This window comes from Kribbella deserti (assembly GCF_042434725.1).
GTDB classification, from domain to species: Bacteria; Actinomycetota; Actinomycetes; order Propionibacteriales; family Kribbellaceae; genus Kribbella; species Kribbella deserti.
On the sequence record NZ_JBHLTC010000030.1, the window covers coordinates 56,818 to 75,828 of the forward strand.

Consider the following 19,011-nt stretch of genomic DNA (forward strand, 5'->3'; position numbering starts at 1 on the left):
GGCAGTTCGCACGCGACCACCGTAGTGGCCGTTCACGAACTGCCCCACCTAGGTGCCTGGGCCCCCATCAATCGCCGGCTGCCCGCCGACGTTTGCTAACCCAGCACCAATGAGGCGCCGCTAGCGGACAGCGCCTCACCGATCGGTTGGGAGAAGGACTCGTTCTGCTGGCCGTACTTCTCCAGGCAGAGGCCTCCGATCAGACCCGCGCCGCTGGTGACACCCTGCGCGTAGTTACCGGAAAGGTTGGCTCCGCCAGAGTCACCACCCTCGACACACGCGGTGTGCTCGTAGAGACCGCTGACCACTTCACCGCCGCCGTAGTTCACGGAGACGTTCCTTGCCACGATCACGCCGCAGGTCCAGTGCGTGGTGCGCCCGGACTTGCACAGCGGCGAACCCACCGGCGCGTCGCTGCGGCCACGGACCGGCACATCCGTACCGCTCCAGCGCTCGACCAGACCGCGCTGGGTCCAGCTGGTGCTGGTGATGTTCACCGCGCCGTAGTCGTTACCGGGGAAACTGCTGGACCTCGTAGTGCCGATCGCCACTCCGTTGCGGGAGAACGACGGGCGGCCGTCGGTGCAGTGGCCCGCGGTGATGAAGATGCGAGTGCCGTTCGACGTCTTGGCGTTGAAGCCGAGCGAGCACAGGTATCCGTTGCTCATGTTGACCTGGTGGCCGCCGAGCAGATCGGCGGTGGTGCGGACCTTGCCGTAGGCGGGCTTCACGCTCACCTTCGCGCCGTGGGCCTTGACCTGACGCAGGAATTGCTGGGTGGCCGCGTCCTTGGCGCCGGCGGTCACCTTCACCACGACGGTGCCGCTGGCGGGATCGACGTACCAGGACCGGACCTGACCGGGATTGCTGGTCGTCGCCAGCCGGTCGAGCCTGGTCTTCACCGAGCCCAGTTGGGCGGCGGTGTACTTCACGAGCTTGGGCACGGCACCGGCCCGGCGCACGGTATCGGCGCTGGCGGCGTCCGAAACCGCGACCACGATGCGGCCGGTTGACTTGTCGATGTAACTGCCTAGGGTCTTGCCGCCGAGCTGCTTCTCCAGGCCGACGGCCCGCAGGGTGCGCTGTTGCAGCTTGTCCACGCCGGGAATCGACGGGACGACCGGGTCGGCGGTCTGGTTCGCCTGAGCTCCGTTGGCCACCACTAGTCCAGCGGAGACCAGAGCAACGATTCCAGCGAACGAGATGGCACCGAACCGCAGGCGCTGAGAGCGCACTGTCATACCTTCCTCCTCACGATGACGCACAAGCGCCGCTACGGAAAGTATTCGTTTCGCCACAGAATGTCTATGGATGGTAGCGGGAGATTTCCTTCGACGCCAGGGCTTCGTCAGCCGACGATCAGGCTCATAGCTTCGGCCCTGGTGACCGGATTGCGCAACTGTCCGCGAACCGCGGACGTGATCGTCTTGGCCCCGGGCTTGCGCACGCCACGCATCGTCATGCACAGGTGCTCACACTCGATGACGACGATCACGCCGCGTGGTTTCAGCAGTTCCACCAGGGATTCCGCGACCTGGGTGGTGAGTCGCTCCTGCACCTGCGGGCGCTTGGAGTACACGTCGACGAGGCGGGCGAGCTTCGACAGACCGGTGATCCGGCCATCCGTACCAGGGATATAGCCGACGTGGGCGACGCCGGTGAACGGCACCAGGTGGTGCTCGCACATGGACCAGACCTCGATGTCCTTGACCAGGATCATCTCGTCGTGGCCGAGCTCGAACGTGGTGGTGAGCACGTCCGAGGCCTGCATGCCGAGACCCGCGGTGATCTCGGCGTACGACCGGGCGACCCGGGCGGGCGTTTCCTTGAGGCCTTCGCGATCGGGGTCCTCCCCGATCGCGAACAGCAGCTCACGAACAGCCCGCTCGGCCCGCGCGTGGTCGAACTCGGGTTTGCTCATCTACTCCGCCGGCGGGGTCGGTCCGCTGCCGTAGTTCGGCGGCCGGACGGCCTCGTCGGGACCGATCGATCCACCGGGGATCACATCGGACAGCGAGCCGTTCTGCTCGCCCCGGCTGGGCAGCGGCATCACCGGCGGCTGCTGCGACGGCACCCGGGTGGCGGAACCGGTCCAGGCCGGACGCGGCTCGCGTTTCACGATCGGCTCGAAGACCCGGGCGACCTCGGCCTTGTCCAGGGTCTCCTTCTCGAGCAGCTCCTCGACCAGGTGATCCAGCACGGCGCGGTTCTCGACCAGGATGTCGAAGGCCTCCTGGTGCGCGTTCAGGATCAGCTTGCCGACCTCTTCGTCGACCGCCGCGGCGATCTCCTCGGAGTAGTTGCGCTTGCTGCCCAGGTCGCGGCCCAGGAAGGGCTCACCGGAGTCCTCGCCGAACTTGATCGCACCGAGCCGCTCGGTCATGCCGTACTGCGTGACCATGGCGCGGGCCAGCGCGGTCGCCTTCTCGATGTCGTTGCTGGCGCCGGTGGTCGGGTCGTGGAAGACCATCTCCTCCGCCGCGCGGCCACCGAGCATGTAGGCCAGCTTGTCCAGCATCTCCGACCGGGTGGTCGAGTACTTGTCCTCGTCCGGCAGCACCATCGTGTAACCGAGGGCGCGGCCGCGCGGCAGGATCGTCACCTTGTGCACCGGGTCCGAGTGCGGCAGGGCCGCGGCGACCAGGGCGTGACCACCCTCGTGGTACGCCGTGAGCACCTTCTCCTTGTCGCTCATCAACCGGGTCCGGCGCTGCGGTCCGGCGATCACGCGGTCGATCGCCTCGTCCAGCGAGTTCTTGTCGATCTGGGTGCGGTTCAGCCGGGCGGTCAGCAGGGCCGCCTCGTTCAGCACGTTGGCCAGGTCGGCACCGGTGAAGCCCGGCGTACGACGGGCGACGGCGCGCAGGTCGGCGTCCTCCGACATCGGTTTGCCGCGGGAGTGCACCTTGAGGATCTGCTCGCGGCCCGGCAGGTCCGGCGCGTCCACGGCGATCTGGCGGTCGAACCGGCCCGGGCGCAGCAGCGCCGGGTCCAGCACGTCGGGCCGGTTGGTGGCGGCGATCAGGATGACGCCGCCGCGCACGTCGAAGCCGTCCATCTCGACCAGCAGCTGGTTCAGCGTCTGCTCGCGCTCGTCGTGCCCACCACCGAGGCCCGCGCCCCGGTGCCGGCCGACGGCGTCGATCTCGTCGATGAAGACGATGGCGGGCGCGTTGGTCTTGGCCTGCTCGAACAGGTCGCGGACCCGGGAGGCACCGACACCGACGAACATCTCGACGAAGTCCGAACCGGAGATCGAGTAGAACGGCACGCCGGCCTCACCGGCGACGGCGCGGGCGAGCAGGGTCTTACCCGTACCCGGCTGGCCGTACAGCAGGACGCCCTTGGGGATCTTCGCGCCGACGGCCTGGAACTTGCCCGGCTCCTGGAGGAACTCCTTGATCTCGCCGAGTTCCTCGATCGCCTCGTCACAGCCGGCCACGTCCGCGAAGGTGGTCTTCGGGGTGTCCTTGGTGATCAGCTTGGCCTTGGACTTCGCGAAGCTCATCACCCGCGATCCGCCGCCCTGCATGGAGTTCATCAAGAAGATGAACACGACGGCGATCAGCAGGAACGGGATCAGCGTCGAGAACACCTGGCCGATGAAGCTCGGCTTCGGGTTCTCCACGTCGTACCGCTCGATCTTCTTGTCCGTGTAGAGCTTCTGGATCGCGGTGTTCAGGCTCGCGGCCTGACCGTCGACCCAGTGCGCCCGGACCTTCGTCCCGTCGGTCTTCTCGACCCGGATCTCCTGGTCGGGATCGATCAGCGTGATCGATTTGATGCCCGAGCCGGCGGTGATGGTCTGCACGACCTCGCCGGTCGGAACTGACTTGTACCCGGATGAGCCGGTCAGGACCTGGCCGATCACCAGTACGCCGAAGAAGGCGACCACGATCCAGAACAGGGGTCCGCGGAAGATTCGCTTCACGTCCATGATCGAGGCTTTCGCCCCGTCCCTCCTAGCTCAGCAGGCCCGGCGAACGGGCTTGAGACGGTAACACCGCTCTAAGTGTCTCGTGTCGGGCAAGCCTGCCCACCACGAGGGTCACCGATCGACGGTACGACCCTGTCTACAGCCTGTCACCAACTCCGGCCCACAATCGCCTCCCGGCGGCCATCTGTGCATAACTTTCCTGCCCGGTCAGGGTCTACGGGGCCAGGGAACACAAGGAGGCACCTCGCGGCGGGGTTATCCACAAATCCGCCCGCACGATGGAATCGCGCGGGCGGAACGGGTAATGCGAGCGAACTCGCGCGGGCGCCCAGCGCCGTCGGTGGGCGGGGCGTCGTCGATGGCTACGCGCCGCCGGTGAGGGCTGCGGCGGCGTTAGGAGTAGACGTGCGGGGCAAGGGTGGCGACGCAGCGCAGGTTGCGGTACTTCTCGGCGAAGTCGAGGCCGTAGCCGACGACGAACTCGTCGGGAATGTCGAAGCCGATGTACTTGACCGGGACCGCCATCTTGGCCGCGTCGGGCTTGCGGAAGGCGGTGCAGATCTCGACCGAGGCGGGTTTGCGCGACTGCAGGTTGCTGACCAGCCAGGTCAGGGTCAGACCGGTGTCGATGATGTCCTCGACGATCAGCACGTGCCGGTTGCTGATGTCGGTGTCGAGGTCCTTGAGGATCCGGACCACGCCGGAGGACTTGGTACCGGAGCCGTACGACGAGACGGCCATCCAGTCCATCTCCACGTGCCGGCTGAACGAGCGGGCCAGATCGGCCATCACCATCACGGCGCCCTTGAGCACCCCCACGACCAGCAGGTCCTTGCCCTCGTAGTCGCGCTCGATCTCCTCGGCCATCTCGCGCAGCCGGGTGAGGATCTGCTCCTCGGTGACGAGGATTTCGGTCAGGTCTTTGTCGATGTCAGACGCGTCCACACCGTCAGCCTGTCACACCCCGTCCGATCACGATGGCACCGGCCCGCCGAACGGCGCGAAGCCCTTGCGGCAGGTCGATCCAGCGCTGCCCGCGCCAGCCGGTGATCAGCTCGTCCACCGCCGCGATGTGTCCCGCGCTCAGGTCCGTCGGCCGGCAGCCCGCCTCGATCGCCGCCTGCCGTAGTACCCGGCTGCGCAGCGCCAGGTGCTCCGATTCGAGAGCACCGATCTCGATCTGCACCTCCATGCCGCTATCCAGGCTGGTACGGCGGACCGCGGTGGCCGTGAGTTCGGCGGCGAGAGCGTCCAGGGCGTCGGCGTCGGCCCGCACGAGCGACGCCGTACGGGCCAGGGCCTCGATCACGCCCGGGCCGAGGGCTTCGGTGAGGACGGGTAGGACCTCGTGGCGGACCCGGACCCGCGTGTACGCCGGATCGTCGTTGTGCGGGTCATGCCACGGGGTGAGGCCCGACGCGAGGCACGCCGCGACCGTCGTACTGCGGGAGACCTCGAGCAAGGGCCTTCGCAACGGGCCACTGATCGGCGCCATCCCGGCTAGTGAGCGAGAGCCTGATCCACGGGCCAGGCCCAGCAGTACGGTCTCGGCCTGGTCGTCGCGGGTGTGGGCCAACAGAATCACGTCGGCGCCTAGTTCCTCGGCCGCCCGGGTTAGCGCGCCATAGCGGGCAGAACGCGCCGCGGCCTCGGGACCACCTGGGCCCGAGACTTCCACCTGCACCTGCTGGACCGGGTTCAATCCAAGCGAGTGGCACTGCTCGGCCGCCTTACGGGCGATGTCGGTAGAGCCTTCCTGAAGGTTGTGGTCGACAACGACGGCACCAGCGGTCAGACCGAGCTTGGGCGCCTCGAAGGCCGTCGCGGCTGCGAGCGCGAGCGAGTCGGCACCACCCGAGCAGGCGACTAGGACGGTGGTACCACGCGGGAGCTCGGCCAACGACTGCCGGACGGCCTCACGCACCCGCGCCACCGCAGGATGCAACCGCCCCCGCCGCTCTCCCACCGCCCCAGACGGTTCAACAGCGGCCGGGCCCGAGGGGTCAGCCGTGGACTCGGGTGATCCAGGCATCCGGGTCGGCGATCTCGGCCTTGGTGGGCAGCGTGTTCGGGCCGGTCCAGACGCGGTTGAAGCCCTCCATGCCGACGCGGTCGACCACCCGCCGCACGAAGGCGGCGCCGTCGCGGTACTGGCGCATCTTGGCGTCGAGCCCGAGCAGGCGGCGCAGCAACTGGTCGAGCAGGCCGCCGCCGGCGCGACGGCCGTTGAACTTGCCGCGGATCACGTCCACGGTCGGAATGACCGCCGGCCCGACACCGTCCATCACGAAATCGGCGTGGCCCTCCAGCAGCGACATCACCGCGGTCAGGCGATCGAGTACGGCCTTCTGTTCGGGCGACTGGAGCAGGTCGACCAGCGAGACCTCTTCCTCGCCTCGGGCCGACCGGGCCAGCTTCTGGATCGCCTCGCGGAACATCGCCGCGTAGGCCGACGGTTCGAGCTCGGCCTGATCCAGGAACAGCGAGATCTCCGCACGCAGGTGGTCCCGCAGCCAGGGCACCGCGGTGAACTGCACCCGGTGGGTCTCCTCGTGCAGGCAGACCCAGAGCCGGAAGTCGCGCGGATCGACCTGAAGCTCGGTCTCCACGTGTACGACGTTCGGCGCGACGAGCAGCAGGCGGCCGGTCAGACCGGGCTGGTCCGGATCCGGCTGCGCGGGATAGAAGGGATCGAACTGGCCGAGCACCTTCGTCGACAGGAACGCCAGCAGCGCGCCGGCCTCGACCGCGCTGACCCGCGAGCCGACGGCCGTCGAGACCGCTCCGCCCGGCTTGGCCGCGGCCTTCTCCTGCAGTTTGTCGGTCAGCGGCTTGAGCACCGTGCGGAAGCCGTCCGCGTTCGCCTGCACCCAGCCGATCCGGTCCACCACGATGACCGGCGCCGTGGCCGAAGTGGCCTGCAGTCCGGTGAACTCACGCACGTGCTGCTCGGACTCGGCCGCGAAACGGCGCAGGTCGGCCACCACCTGGTCGGCCTCGGCACGGGTCACCCGCGGGCCCGGCCGCATCAGTTTGCGCGCCACGTTGGTAGCGAGCTGCCAGTCCACCATGTCTGCCATGTCACGACCTTAATCGCGTTCTGTGGTCATCTGTCCGACCTGCTCTTTCAGCATTGCCGACGACCACAAATCGCCCAACCCGGAAACGACCCCGGTAATACCCTCAAAAGGCTCAGGCGCAGCCGCATGCGGCCAGCGCGGCCGCGGCCCGGTCCAGCGCGGCCCTGGCTTCGAGGGCGTTCGACGGTTGCACCGAATCGGTGGCCACGACGAAGGCCAGCATCGTGCCCGACCTGGTCCGGACGAACCCCGCGAGCGAATGCACTCCGGTGAGCGTGCCGGTCTTGGCCCGCACGTAGCCCTGGCCCGCCGCCGTACCGGCCGTGATGAACCGTTCCGCCAGGCTGCCGTTGAAGGCGGCCACGGGCAGCCCCGGCAGCAACGACCGCAGCTCGGGATGAGCCGGATCCGCCGCGAGCCGGAGCGCGCCGGCCAGCAGGGACAGCGGTACGGCGTTCGTCCGGGACAGGCCGCTGCCGTCCTCGATCCGGGCCGCGCCCAGCGTCAGGCCCAGGCGGGTCAGCGTGGTTCGCAGCGCGGCGATACCGCCCTGGTACGAGCCGTCACTGCGAATGCCGAGGCCGATATGCCGCAGGAGCACCTCGGCGCCGTCGTTGTCGCTGTGCAGGTTCACGTACCCCGCGACGGCCGACAGCGGCGGCGACTGGACCTGCGCCACCAGCGAAGCCGTGGCCGGGGCCTTGACCGGCTTGCCGAGGTTGGCCTTGATACCGAGCTGAAGCAGTGCGGCGACGAACTTCCGCGCGGCCGCCTGCGACGGCGACGCCGCCCGCTTCGCGAGGCCCGGCGTGTTCCGGCCCTGGTCGACCCAGAGGGCCGAGGTCGGGCCCGCGATGCCCTCGGGCACGTAGTTGGGCTGCCATTTGTGGTTGATCGCCGGCCCGGAGAAGAGCGAGGCGTCGTACCCCACGGTGACCGAGGCGACCTTCTTGGCCTTCAGCGCCTTCGCGGTCGCACTGGCCAGGTCGGGCAGGTTCGCGAGCTTGGGATAGCCCGGCGCCTTCGGCCGGCGCGAGACCAGCAGCGGGTCGCCGCCGCCAACCAGGACGAGCGAGGTACCGCCCGTGCTGACCACCTTGGTCGTGAACTTGTGATCCGGGCCCAGCGCGGCGAGCGACCCCAGCGTCGTCAGCACCTTCAACGTCGAGGCAGGCACGTACGTCGTACCCGCGCCCTTCGCGTACAGCTGGCGCCCACGGGACACGTCGTACACGATCGCGCCCGGGTGGTTCCCCAGCGACGGATGGCCCAGCGCCGCGGCGAGGGCCTTCTGCACGCCTGCGGGCGTCGTCGCGACGCCTTCGGTCTTCGCAGCCGGCAGCACCGGCACGGCCTTCACCGCGGCCGCAGGCGCGGTCGCGGTGCGTGACGAGGAAGGAACCGCGTGTGCCCCCGGCACCATCGCGAGCGCGAGACAACCCGCGAGGGTGACGTACGCCGCACGGTGGGAGCGGTTCACCGGGCATCTCCTGTCAATCGTCGGGCCGGAACCGTGACAGTATCTTCCGCATGGAGTTCGACGTCTTCATCGAGATCCCCAAGGGCTGCCGCAACAAGTACGAGCTGGACCACGAGACGAACCGGATCCGGCTCGACCGGACCTTGTTCACCTCGACCCAGTATCCGGCTGATTACGGCTTTATCGAGGAGACCCTCGGTCAGGACGGTGATCCGCTGGACGCGCTCGTACTGTTACCCGAGCCGACGTTCCCGGGTTGCCTGATCAAGGCCCGTGCGGTCGGCATGTTCCGGATGACCGACGAAAAGGGTCCGGACGACAAGGTCATCTGCGTGCCGGCGGGCGACCCGCGCCAAGAGCACCTGCGCGACATCCACCACCTGCCGGAGTTCGACCGGCTGGAGATCCAGCACTTCTTCGAGGTCTACAAGGACCTCGAGCCGGGCAAGTCGGTCGAGGGCGCCAAGTGGGTCGGCCGGACCGACGCCGAGACCGAGATCACCGCGTCGTTCGAACGGCTGAAGACGCACCAGCACTGAACTGTTGTCAAAACCCCTCCCCGCGAGGGCCCGATCCCTGGCAGGATCGCGCTCAACTCGTGAGGAGGGGTTTTTGATGAGACGGATCCGTCTAACCGGTCTCGTTGGTGTCGCCGTCGCGGTCGTGGCCGCGGGCCTGGTGCCCGCCACCACCGCCAGCAGCGCGCCACCGCCGCCGTTTCGGCACCTGCAGCCCGGAGGTCAGCCAAAGCTGATCGAGAAGCTGCCGGTCAACGTCGTATTCCTGGGTTATGGCAAGGGCCAGGTGAACCCGAAGGCCTTCAGCCAGGGCCTGCCGAAGAAGTACGAGCCGGTGGTCCGCTCCCGGCTCGCCTACGGCGTCACCGAGAAGCTCGGTATCCGTTACGACTACGACTACCGGATCAAGGTCGCGGACCGGTCGTACGAGAACAAGTTCTTCGCCAAGCTCGCGAAGCTGGCCAAGCCCGCGCCGGTGAACTCGTTCCAGCAGGACTACAACGACCAGAACAAGAACGTTCGCGACGTCACGTCCAACCACGAGATCGACGCCCCGACGGTGGAGAAGTGGCTCGCGCTGAACCCGCCCGCGGGCGTGGACACCCGGCGCAACACGGTCTTCCTGATCAACTGGTACGGCCGGGCCGACTTCAAGTACCACGTCTACACGAAGACGAACGAGCCCGACCCGGACACCGGCTACAACTTCGGTCAGGTCCGCGCCAGCCGCAAGCTGGTCGCCTGGGGCGGTACGACGGCCGACGACGAGGAGAACGGCCTCGGCAGCACGCGCCGGGTCTGGTTCCACGACCTGTCCGCCGGGCCCAACGCTTCCACCGGCAGCTGGAACGTCGACGACGCCGATATCGATGACGACGGCGAACCCGACTACCGCATCCCGGTCGCCTGGGAGTACGCCGCCAACGGCTATCGCAAGCCGTCCGAGCTGAGTGGTGACCTGGCGAAGATCGTCCGCTACGTGGCGCTGGATCTACTCTTCACGAGTTCTCCGTTGTACCCGGTGGAACTGCCGACGGATGAGCCGGCCAAGACGGTCAACCTGGACAGCAACACCTACGAGGGCTGGCCGGGCGTCGACGCCAACAAGACCTACATCAAGGCGCCGCTGATCCAGGCCGAGCTCGGTGAGCTGGTCCGGAACAACAAGCTGAGCTACGACGACCAGGATCTGCCGTACACGGGCGACGCCAAGACCTGTTACGAAGGCCTGCTCTCGGGTGTCTCCTGTTTCCCGGAGACGGGCTATCCGCCGTTCGCAAACCTGTACCTGCAGAACAAGCGCGACCTGGCCCGGACGCAGGATGACCAGGGCAAGGTGGACTACGAGCTGCCGATCTTCAACTACGCGGTCGGCCCGGGTGTCGACGTACCGGCTCTTGGTTTCGCGGACGACAACTACGTCGACGGCACCCAGAGCTACGTGTTCAACTTCATCTCCCCCGACGTGGTGGCGTCCGGTTACGGCCTGACCACCACGATCATTCACGAGGTCGGCCACCACCTCGGGTTGTCCCACCCGCATGACGGCTGGGACAGCACTTCGGGCAAGGACTTCGGCCCGTCCGGTGACACGTACTTCGCGTGGCTCGGCGACCAGTCGAACTCGATGATGAGCTACATCGATCTCAACTGGGACTTCAGCCAGTTCGACCGGGACAACATGGAGCGGTTCCAGGCCGCCGCGCTGAACGAGGCGGCCAACCGTCTCGCCGGTGAGGCGCTCGCCGCCCCGAACGCCGCTCGCGCGTACGACGAACTGCGGCGCGCGGACGTGCTGATCGGCCTGACCAAGCTGGCCTTCGCCAAGCACGAGTACAGCCTCGCGCGCGTTCTCGCCGGTCAGGCCTACGCGGCCGCGGCCGAAGGCGCCGAGGAAGCCGGCGTGGACGTGAAGGCCTCGAACGAGGTGGTTCGCAAGAGCGCCCAGGCGGCTCGGGCGGCCGCGCCCGCGCACACCGAGGGCCTGTTCATCGACACCCTCGAAGGCCCGCGCGGTCTGCGGTGATTTCCGCTCGGGCCGATCACGGCTTGAGCTGACCTGACGACAGGTCCGGCCCGGTTAGCCTCCGGGCCGGACCTGTCGTGGTTGGATGACCGGCGTGCTTCCCGCCGTCATCGCCTTCGCCATCGCGGCGGTCTGGCTGCTGATTTTCGCCCGGAGTTTCCGCCGCGACCGGCGGCTGCTGCGCAACGGTTTCTATCTCGCCATCACGCTGGCCTTCACCGGTATCGGCGTACTCGTTGCGCTCGGCAACATCTCCCGCGAGGCCACCGCGGCCCTGGTCATCTTCGGCGTGCTGGCGGTGATGCTCGCCGTACTGGCCCTCCCGCTGCTGCTGGTCGCGAACGGCGTTCAGATGTTGCGTCGCGAGGGCCGCCGCCCCGCGAACCTGCTCTCGCTGGCTGCAGGTCTACTGATGATCGGCTTGTTCGTCTTCAGCGTGCTGGTGACCTGGCTCAACTGGGAACCACTGGTGGTTCTCAACTCGATCGCGACCGCCGTCTTCGGCTATCTCACCGTGGTCTTCTTCTGCTTCCTGCTCTACTCGATCGTGTACGGGCGCATCCCGCACCGCCAGGCCGTCGACTTCATCGTGGTACTCGGCTCAGGCCTTCGCGGCTCGCGTGTACCGCCCCTGCTGGCGAGCCGCCTCGACCGCGCTCACAAGGCGTACGACGTGGAGGAGTCACGCGGGCGGCGGCCCACCGTCATCACCTCGGGTGGTCAAGGCCCGGGCGAGGACGTACCCGAGGCGGTCGCGATGGCCGACTACCTGATCGCCCGGCAGATTCCGGCGGACCGGGTATTGCGCGAGGACAAGTCGACCACGACGACGGAGAATCTCACGTTCAGCCGGGAGATCATGGCCGAGCTGCGGCCGGATTACCGCTGCCTGGTGGTGACGAACAACTTCCACGTGATGCGGGCGGCCCTGATGGCACGTAAGGCCGGCGTGAACGGGCAGGTCATCGGCGCACCGACCGCGCGGTACTTCTGGCCGAGCGCGACGATCCGGGAGTTCGTGGCGATCCTGGTCGAGCACAAGTGGATCCACCTCACCATCTGCGCGCTGATCGCCGCGCTCGGGGTGCTGCCGCTGCTGTGAGCCGCCGGTTACTGCAGGTTGCTGCAGGTTTGCGGCCGGCGTGGGAAATTGTCCTAGGTCGTGGTTATGGTTCGATCCGTCGGCTTCTACTGGGGGATTGAGGTTCTGATCATGCGACGAATCGGTTCGGCTCTGGCGGCGGCAGTGCTCTGTCCCGCCCTTCTCACCGCCTCTCCTGCGGCTGCTGCTTCTTCGGCGGGTGCTTCTTCTTCGGCTGCTGCTTCTACTTCGGCGGGTGCTTCTACTTCGGCGGGTTCTTTTGCGGCGGGTGGTTCTTCGGCGGTGGGTGGTTTCGCGGCCGTTGGACCGCGGGTGATCAGCTGGCAGCCTTGTCCTGAGGATGCGACCGTGCAGTGCGGCACCATCAAGCTGCCAGTGGACTGGTCGAGACCGGGCGGACCGACCTTCGACCTCGCGCTGGCGCGGCGCGCGGCAACCGGCGTGAGCAAAGGCCCGCTCTTCATCAATCCCGGCGGCCCAGGCGGTTCCGGTGTCTCGATGGCACTGCAAGCCCCAGCCCGGTTCAGCCCAGTCCTGCTGCAGAACTTCGACATCATCGGCTTCGACCCACGCGGAGTGGCTCGCAGCCACCCGGTGGTGTGCACGGCCGCCGCGATGAACCGGCCAGGCAACCGCGTGCTGCCCACCAGCGAAGCGCAATTCGCCGAACTCGTCGCCTTCAACCGCCAGCTAGCGGCCGACTGCCGTCGCGAGACCGGTCCCTTGTTCGACCACGTCGACTCCCGCTCGGTCGCTCGCGATGTCGACGCCGTCCGCGCCGCGCTCGGTGCCCCGAAACTCAACTGGTACGGCGCTTCCTACGGCACCTTGATGGGCCAGATGTACGCCGAGCTGTTCCCGGGCCGGATCCGCGCCATGGTGAACGACGGCAACATGGACCACAGCCTCGGCATCGATCGCTTCATCCGCTCGGACAGCGCCTTCGCCGAGGATTCCTTCGAGCAGTTTGTTGCCTGGTGCAACCAATCCGCCAACTGCAAGCTGCACGGCCAGAACGTGAAGGCGATCTTCGCCGATCTACTGCGCCGGGCCGACGAAGGCAAGCTGCTCGACCCCGCCGACGGAACCCTGATCAGCAACTGGGATCTCCTTGACGTGACGCAGTTCTACTTCAACCGCCCCCGCTGGGTGGAACTAGGCAAACTCCTAGCCACCCTGAACACCGGCGTCCCAGTTGCCAACGCAAACGCCACCCAGTGGTCAAGGGCCCTCGCCACCACGCGCGCGGCCGACGCGCCGAAGGCCGCTGCCACGAAAGCCGCCGTCACGAAGGCGGGCGTCGCGTCGTCAAAGAGCGCGGAGCTGGTCGAGGACGTGCGCCCCCAGTTCTGCCAGGACTGGGCCGTACCAATCAGCACCTACGCCGAGCTCAACCAGGTCTACCAAGCCGCGCTCAAGGCAGCCCCGAACATGCGAGCCTCGGTGATCGCCCTGGCCTCCTCCACCCAATGCATCGGCCGCCCCGGCAAGGTCAACAACCCCCAACACCCGCTACGCGTAATCGGCGCGCCCAAAATCCTGATGCTCAACGGCCTCCACGACCCCGCGACGGGCTACGCCTGGGCCCTGAACGTCAAACGCCAACTAGGCTCCACCGCCGTGCTCGTCACCTACGAAGGCGCCGGCCACGTCGCGTACACCCGCAACACCTGCACCCGTGCAGCCGTGGACAACTACCTCGTGCACCTGATCACCCCGCCCGACGGCACCCGATGCCCTGCCACCAACCCCGCCCTCACCACGACGCGAACCACGACCAACCCCGAACTAACCACCCGCTGGTAGCACCAGCGGGGCGTGCGTACACCTCAAGCCGTTGCGGCCGACGCGGGCTGTCGGCTACCGACGCCTGATCATTTCCAGGCGGCTCGGCCGATCATTTCCAGGCGGCTCGGCCGATCATTTCCAGGCGGCTCGGCCGATCATTTCCAGGCGGGTCGGCTGAGCGTTTCAGGCGGGTCGGCTGACGTCGAACCGTTCGGCCGACGGCTCGTATCCAGCCGCAACGTAGGTGGCGACGGCGGCAGCGTTCGAGTTCGGGGCGGTGACGAGTGCGCTTGATGCACCCAGTTCACGCAGGGCCGCCGCGGCGGCGACGCTGATTGCCGTCCCGTAGCCGCGGCCGCGATGGTCGGCGTCCACGCCCATCGGCTCCAGCAGTCCGGGCTTGCCGGGTCCGGCGGACCAGACCGTCGCCGCGGCCACCGCGTTGTCCTGATCGTCGTAGCCGATCAGGCAGCGGGCGTCGGCGTAGACCGGCCCGGCCGCGAGGACGTGCCAGATCTCCTCGGTGAACCTCTCGCTGCCGAACGCCGAGCGGTGCACTGCGGTCCGCACCCCCGCCGTCTCCGGACCGGCTATTTCGATCCGCAGGCCGGAGTCCTTCACCGGCTCGGAAAGGTCGTGGCGCAGCGGCGTCCACGGCTCGTCCAGAATCCAGCCCGCCTCCAAGAGGACCTCGCGGAGCAGGGCGTCGCTGGGAATTTCGAGGCCGACCTTGCCGGCCGGCAGGACCCCGCGCTCCGGATCGTTGAGGTCCGCAAGCAGCTGGCGCGCCAGATCACCGTCCTGTCGCAGGTCCGGCGCGGTCGTCAGGCGCAGCAGATCAGGGTCGTCCAGGAATCCAACGGCAATGATCCGTCCGTCCACGCTCCAGGTGCGGACGGCCGCGGCCAGCCTCTCGGCGCCCAGCGCCCAGGCCCAGCCGAGGTCGCCCGGATGAAGTTGCAGCGGCGTACGGTCGTCCTGCCATGAACGGAGGGCATCCACAGCCCCGGTCAACCCGTCGACACCGACCTCGTTCAGAACGATTGTCATGCCCGCATCTCATCCCATCGGCGCGACCGGCCGCACCTGGTTTACTCAGCCAGTTCCGCGCCCACTGCGTTCGCTAGGCCTGCTCCTCGAAGAACGGGCGTCCCCACCGCCCACCGTGAACTAGTTGCTCCGGACTCCTGCGGCGAGCGACGAGATTCGGGTTCTGCGGCTTGGCGCCGTCCGCGCGATACCCGATCGCGATCGCGCCGAGCGGTTCGTACTCGGCCGGAATGCCGAACTCCGCGCAAAACCGCCGTACGTGCGCGGGGATCTCACTGTCGGGCCGGTCCTCGCGGGCAGCCGGCATGATCCAGAAGAAGAAGGCGCCGAGCCCTTCGTCAACAGCCGACAGCAGTACCAGGGTCCGCGAACTCCCGCACCATCCGCCGCCGGCGAACCACCTCCCGAAACTCCACCCGCCGCACTTTACGGCGCGGCGGGTGGACTGGACCTGGGAGCTCTCTAGCGGTTAGGGGCGGCCGAAGAAGTCGGGGGTTTCCCAGTAGTAGACGCTGTCGATCCGGACTGGGCGGCCGGTGCGGGGGGCGTGGATCATTCGGCCCTCACCGATGTAGAGGCCGACGTGGAAGATCGTGCCGGGGTCCTCCGCGTCCTGCGACCAGAAGATCAGGTCGCCGGGGCGAAGGTCGTCCTCGGCGATCTTCCGCACCTGCTCGTACTGCGCGACGCTGTAGTGCGGCAGTCGCACCCCCGCACGCGCCCATGCCTTCATCGTCAGACCCGAGCAGTCCCAGGCGTCAGGGCCTTCGGCACCCCAGACATACGGCTCGCCAAGCTGTTCGCGGGCGAAGTCGATCACGCCGGCGACACCCGAACGACCAGGCACGTTGTCGTTGCCGTCGTCCTTCTTGCCGCCGCCCTTACCGCCGCGACCGGCTTCCTTCTCCGCTTCGCGGGCGGCTTCCTCGGCTTCGCGCGCGGCCTTCTCGCGCTCGGCCCGGGTCTTTGCCTCGCGTGCCCTCTTCGCCGCCTGCTCGGCTCGTTCGGCCGCCTTGCGGGCGCGCTCGGCCTTGGCCCGGCTGGCCCGCTTCGCCGCCTGTTCCGCGGCGCGCTGGGCCGCCTCAGCAGCCGCCTTCGCCGCGGCACGCAGGCGTAGTTCCTCCGCCTTACGCGCGGCCTCGGCGGCAGCACGCTGGCGGGCGAGTTCCTCGAGACCGTTCTGGCGCTGCTCGGCCACCTGGTACGACGTCTGGCGCAAGGTGGCTAGCTGGGTGATCTGCGCCCTGCGCTCCGCACCCATCGCCGCCACCGCGGCAGCCTGCGAACGCTGCGCAGCCGCCGCCTGAGTCTTCGCGATCGCTGCCGCCTTGGTGGCCGCGGTAACCCGCTTCAGCGCCTGCTCGGACTGCAGCCGGAAGGCGTTACGTACGAGCTGTGTAGCCGTGTACCGCAGGAATGAGGCCTGCATCGCGGAGGAGATCGAGCGAGACGCACCAGCCGAGTCGAGCAGCTCCTGCGGTCCATCCACGCTGAACAGCGGCGCGACCTGCGCGAGGTCCCCACCGCCTTGGTACGACGCAGCGGCGAAACGACCGATGTGCCGGCGCTGGTCGGCGAGCGTCCGCTCGGCCTTCTCAGCCCGCTCGGCGGCAGCCTTAGCCTCCACCTTGGCGAGGCCCAGCTTGTAGACGGCCCCGTTGTACGCCTCGGCGGCCCGCCCGGCCACCTGGCCCAGCAGCTCGAGCCGATCCGTTGCCCCGGCCAACCGCTTCTCGATCGTGGCCACCTGCGCGGCCTTGGCGGCAGCGGCCCGTTTCGCCGCGTCCACCTCGTTCTGGGAGGGGATAACCGGCGGCGTTGGATCGCCGTACGCCGGGACCGCCACCAGGGCGATCGACCCCGTCATCGAGATCGCGAGAACTCCCGCGAGCACATGTCTGCCGATCCTGCCCGAACTACCGCCCGTGCTGGCCCCCGTGACCGTACGCATGCCGCTCACCCTTCGCCGGTCACGAACCCCTTCCCCAGGGTTCGCGATCTTTTGGTGCTCATCAACCACATACGCGACACTAGTTGCCCTCAGCCCCAATGGGAACACTTTCCCCATAATTAACACGCGTGTCTCGGTGTGTCACCTTGACAATTACATCAATGTAATTCCCGACCCTTCAACCCGATGCCCCCAGCAACCACCCTCTTGCCCTCCGCAACCACCCCCTTGCCCCACGCAACAACCTCCCAACACCACGCCAGGGCCTGACTGCCGTACAGAACGATGGACGCGTAAGCGCCGCACGGCGGACGGGAACAGCCGCGTCAGGCCGGGGTGCGCCGCGTCGCGCGAGTATGTCCACGCCAGCAGTCCGGCGGCGTCGTGCTGGGCGGAGTCACGCCGGATCGTGACGCTGTCGACGCCGAGCTTCGCCGCGGGTTCCTGGGAGCGCCCATTCCATGCAGCAGGACCTGCCAGGTAGGTGGTCTAGCCGGGAAGTACCAGGCCCCTTGCGATCGCAGCACCGCGGCCGATCTACTGACTACCCATCGGGCCGGGCGATCACGCCCGCTATCGGGTTGCCGCGAGGCCGATGGGAGGAGCGCAGTGAGAGTCGGAGCGCCCTGCGGGGTGGCCTTCCAGGCCGGCCTGTCGTTTGTCGTCGAGCGATGTTCGAGGTTGCCTGCGGAGGTGCTGTGAGCGCGAGCGTCGGACCGGCCAGGGCTCGAATCGCGGAGCTGGAGGTGGACCTCGCGTCAGCGCGGGTCTACGAGCACGGCTGGCAGAGCTGGAGTCCCAGTACGGACCACCCGGTCACGGCGAATGGGCACCGGCCGTCGTCGCCGGAGGCGCAGACAATGGGGTACCGCCCTGGCGTCGAGCTGTCCCCGACCGGTTTCCAGGGCGAGGGACTCCTCGCGGTGTCGTGTGAGCCCGGGCTGACGCATGTGTTCGCGACGCCCGGAACCGGCACCGTGCCCTCGATCCGGGCGCGCCTGCACCGGTCCACGCTGACAGTGGAAGCAGACGGTCCGGTCGAGCACCACGTCGTCCACCGGCCGCTGTACGACGCACTCGGTCACTGGGCCAGCGGTTTCGCCCCTGCCGGCGCAACAATCCGCGCGGCGCCGACCGGGTGGTGCTCGTGGTATCAGTACTACGCCGACGTCACAGAGGCCGACCTCATGGAAAACCTGGACGGCGTCGGTCGCAACGACTTGCCGGTGGACGTGATCCAGCTGGACGACGGCTGGCAGGCGGGCATCGGCGACTGGCTCCGGATGTCGCCACGGTTCGCCCCCGAAGGCACGGGCGGCGGAGGGCTCGGCGGGCTGAGCCGGATCAGCCGGGCGATCCGCGCGGCGGGGCGGCGCCCCGGGCTGTGGGTAGCGCCCTTCATCGTCGGGTCCGGCAGCGATCTGGCCCGGCGGCACCCGGAGTGGGTCGGGCTGCCGGTCGGGAGCGGGTGGAACCAGCAGATCCATGGATTGGACCTGCGCCATCCAGCCGCGCTGCCCGCTCTGATCGAGGTATTCGGCGCACTTGCAGAGCACGTCGACTACTTCAAGCTCGACTATCTGTTCGCGGGTGCGTTGTCCGGAATCGACCTTTACCGCGAGGCCATGACGCGGATCCGCGAGGCCGTCGGTGAGTCTTATGTCGTCGGTTGCGGCGCTCCGATCCTGCCAAGCATCGGATTGGTCGACGCGATGCGGGTGGGACCGGACATAGCCCCGCACTACGAACCGCTGGTCGATGACTGGTCGTCCTACTCGCAGGCGACGGCCACCCTGAGCACCGTCGGGCGGGCTTGGCAGCACGGGCGCTTCTGGGTGAACGATCCGGACTGCCTGATCGCACGCCCCGAGATGGAGCGCCGCACGGAGTGGGCGGATGTCGTACGGCGCTACGGCGGCCTGCGCTGCAGCTCCGACCGGATCGCCGACCTGGATCCCTGGGGACTGCACACCACTCGGACCGCCCTCGCTTCGGTACCACCGCCAGTCCCGTTCGAGTCGTGACGTGCTGCCGACGGTACTGCTGACGCGACCATCGGCGAACCTGATCTCGGCATCC

At 68.0% G+C, this 19,011-nt stretch carries 15 protein-coding genes; 5 read left to right on the top strand and 10 right to left on the bottom strand.

All coding sequences use genetic code 11. The features are described 5' to 3' along the window. Positions 1–95: 95 nt before the first annotated feature. From ACFFGN_RS22990 to dacB, 7 genes are all read right to left on the bottom strand, one after another. Positions 96–1,241 carry a S1 family peptidase gene (locus ACFFGN_RS22990; protein ID WP_380051128.1) on the bottom strand — a complete coding sequence of 382 codons (1,146 nt, stop codon included), beginning with the start codon at positions 1,239–1,241 and terminating at the stop codon, positions 96–98. 107 nt (positions 1,242–1,348) lie between these two features. Further along, positions 1,349–1,921: a GTP cyclohydrolase I FolE gene (gene folE / locus ACFFGN_RS22995; RefSeq protein WP_380051130.1), complete on the bottom strand. Its 573-nt coding sequence runs from the start codon at positions 1,919–1,921 to the stop codon at positions 1,349–1,351. After that, positions 1,922–3,940, bottom strand: coding sequence for an ATP-dependent zinc metalloprotease FtsH (ftsH, locus tag ACFFGN_RS23000; protein ID WP_380051685.1), 2,019 nt, complete (start codon positions 3,938–3,940; stop codon positions 1,922–1,924). A 390-nt stretch (positions 3,941–4,330) separates the two neighbouring features. Further along, a complete protein-coding gene (hpt, locus tag ACFFGN_RS23005) occupies positions 4,331–4,882 on the bottom strand; it encodes a hypoxanthine phosphoribosyltransferase (RefSeq protein ID WP_380051132.1) in 552 nt (183 codons plus the stop codon). Between the two features lie 4 nt (positions 4,883–4,886). Then, positions 4,887–5,870 carry a tRNA lysidine(34) synthetase TilS gene (tilS, locus tag ACFFGN_RS23010; protein WP_380051134.1) on the bottom strand — a complete coding sequence of 328 codons (984 nt, stop codon included), beginning with the start codon at positions 5,868–5,870 and terminating at the stop codon, positions 4,887–4,889. Between the two features lie 70 nt (positions 5,871–5,940). Then, complete coding sequence (locus tag ACFFGN_RS23015) at positions 5,941–7,017, bottom strand: Rv3626c family coenzyme F420 biosynthesis-associated protein (protein ID WP_380051136.1); 1,077 nt, start codon at positions 7,015–7,017, stop codon at positions 5,941–5,943. Between the two features lie 112 nt (positions 7,018–7,129). Beyond that, positions 7,130–8,497, bottom strand: a complete 1,368-nt coding sequence (gene dacB, locus ACFFGN_RS23020; RefSeq protein ID WP_380051138.1) for a D-alanyl-D-alanine carboxypeptidase/D-alanyl-D-alanine endopeptidase — start codon at positions 8,495–8,497, stop codon at positions 7,130–7,132. A 50-nt stretch (positions 8,498–8,547) separates the two neighbouring features. Here dacB and ACFFGN_RS23025 point away from each other — a divergent pair, with 50 nt between their 5' ends. The 4 genes from ACFFGN_RS23025 to ACFFGN_RS23040 all read left to right on the top strand — a co-directional run bounded on the left by ACFFGN_RS23025 (position 8,548) and on the right by ACFFGN_RS23040 (position 13,949). Beyond that, complete coding sequence (locus ACFFGN_RS23025; protein WP_380051140.1) at positions 8,548–9,036, top strand: inorganic diphosphatase; 489 nt, start codon at positions 8,548–8,550, stop codon at positions 9,034–9,036. 76 nt (positions 9,037–9,112) lie between these two features. Continuing rightward, positions 9,113–11,041 (top strand): zinc metalloprotease, encoded by a 1,929-nt coding sequence (locus ACFFGN_RS23030; protein ID WP_380051142.1) that lies wholly within the window; start codon positions 9,113–9,115, stop codon positions 11,039–11,041. An 85-nt stretch (positions 11,042–11,126) separates the two neighbouring features. Continuing rightward, positions 11,127–12,143 carry a YdcF family protein gene (locus ACFFGN_RS23035; protein ID WP_380051144.1) on the top strand — a complete coding sequence of 339 codons (1,017 nt, stop codon included), beginning with the start codon at positions 11,127–11,129 and terminating at the stop codon, positions 12,141–12,143. Between the two features lie 348 nt (positions 12,144–12,491). After that, the gene (locus tag ACFFGN_RS23040) at positions 12,492–13,949 is read left to right on the top strand and encodes an alpha/beta hydrolase (protein WP_380051146.1); all 1,458 of its coding nucleotides are present in this window, start codon (positions 12,492–12,494) and stop codon (positions 13,947–13,949) included. A gap of 165 nt (positions 13,950–14,114) precedes the next feature. On the opposite strand, the gene ACFFGN_RS23045 is transcribed toward ACFFGN_RS23040, so the two are convergent. From ACFFGN_RS23045 to ACFFGN_RS23055, 3 genes are all read right to left on the bottom strand, one after another. Continuing rightward, entirely contained in the window at positions 14,115–14,981 is an 867-nt protein-coding gene (locus ACFFGN_RS23045; RefSeq protein ID WP_380051148.1) for a GNAT family N-acetyltransferase, read from the bottom strand. Positions 14,982–15,054: 73 nt separating this feature from the next. Beyond that, positions 15,055–15,288 carry a hypothetical protein gene (locus ACFFGN_RS23050; RefSeq protein WP_380051150.1) on the bottom strand — a complete coding sequence of 78 codons (234 nt, stop codon included), beginning with the start codon at positions 15,286–15,288 and terminating at the stop codon, positions 15,055–15,057. A gap of 162 nt (positions 15,289–15,450) precedes the next feature. Then, a complete protein-coding gene (locus ACFFGN_RS23055) occupies positions 15,451–16,932 on the bottom strand; it encodes a C40 family peptidase (protein WP_380051152.1) in 1,482 nt (493 codons plus the stop codon). Between the two features lie 698 nt (positions 16,933–17,630). On the opposite strand from ACFFGN_RS23055, the gene ACFFGN_RS23060 reads away from it, so the two are divergent. After that, positions 17,631–18,956: a glycoside hydrolase family 36 protein gene (locus ACFFGN_RS23060; protein ID WP_380051154.1), complete on the top strand. Its 1,326-nt coding sequence runs from the start codon at positions 17,631–17,633 to the stop codon at positions 18,954–18,956. The last annotated feature ends 55 nt before the right edge of the window (positions 18,957–19,011 follow it).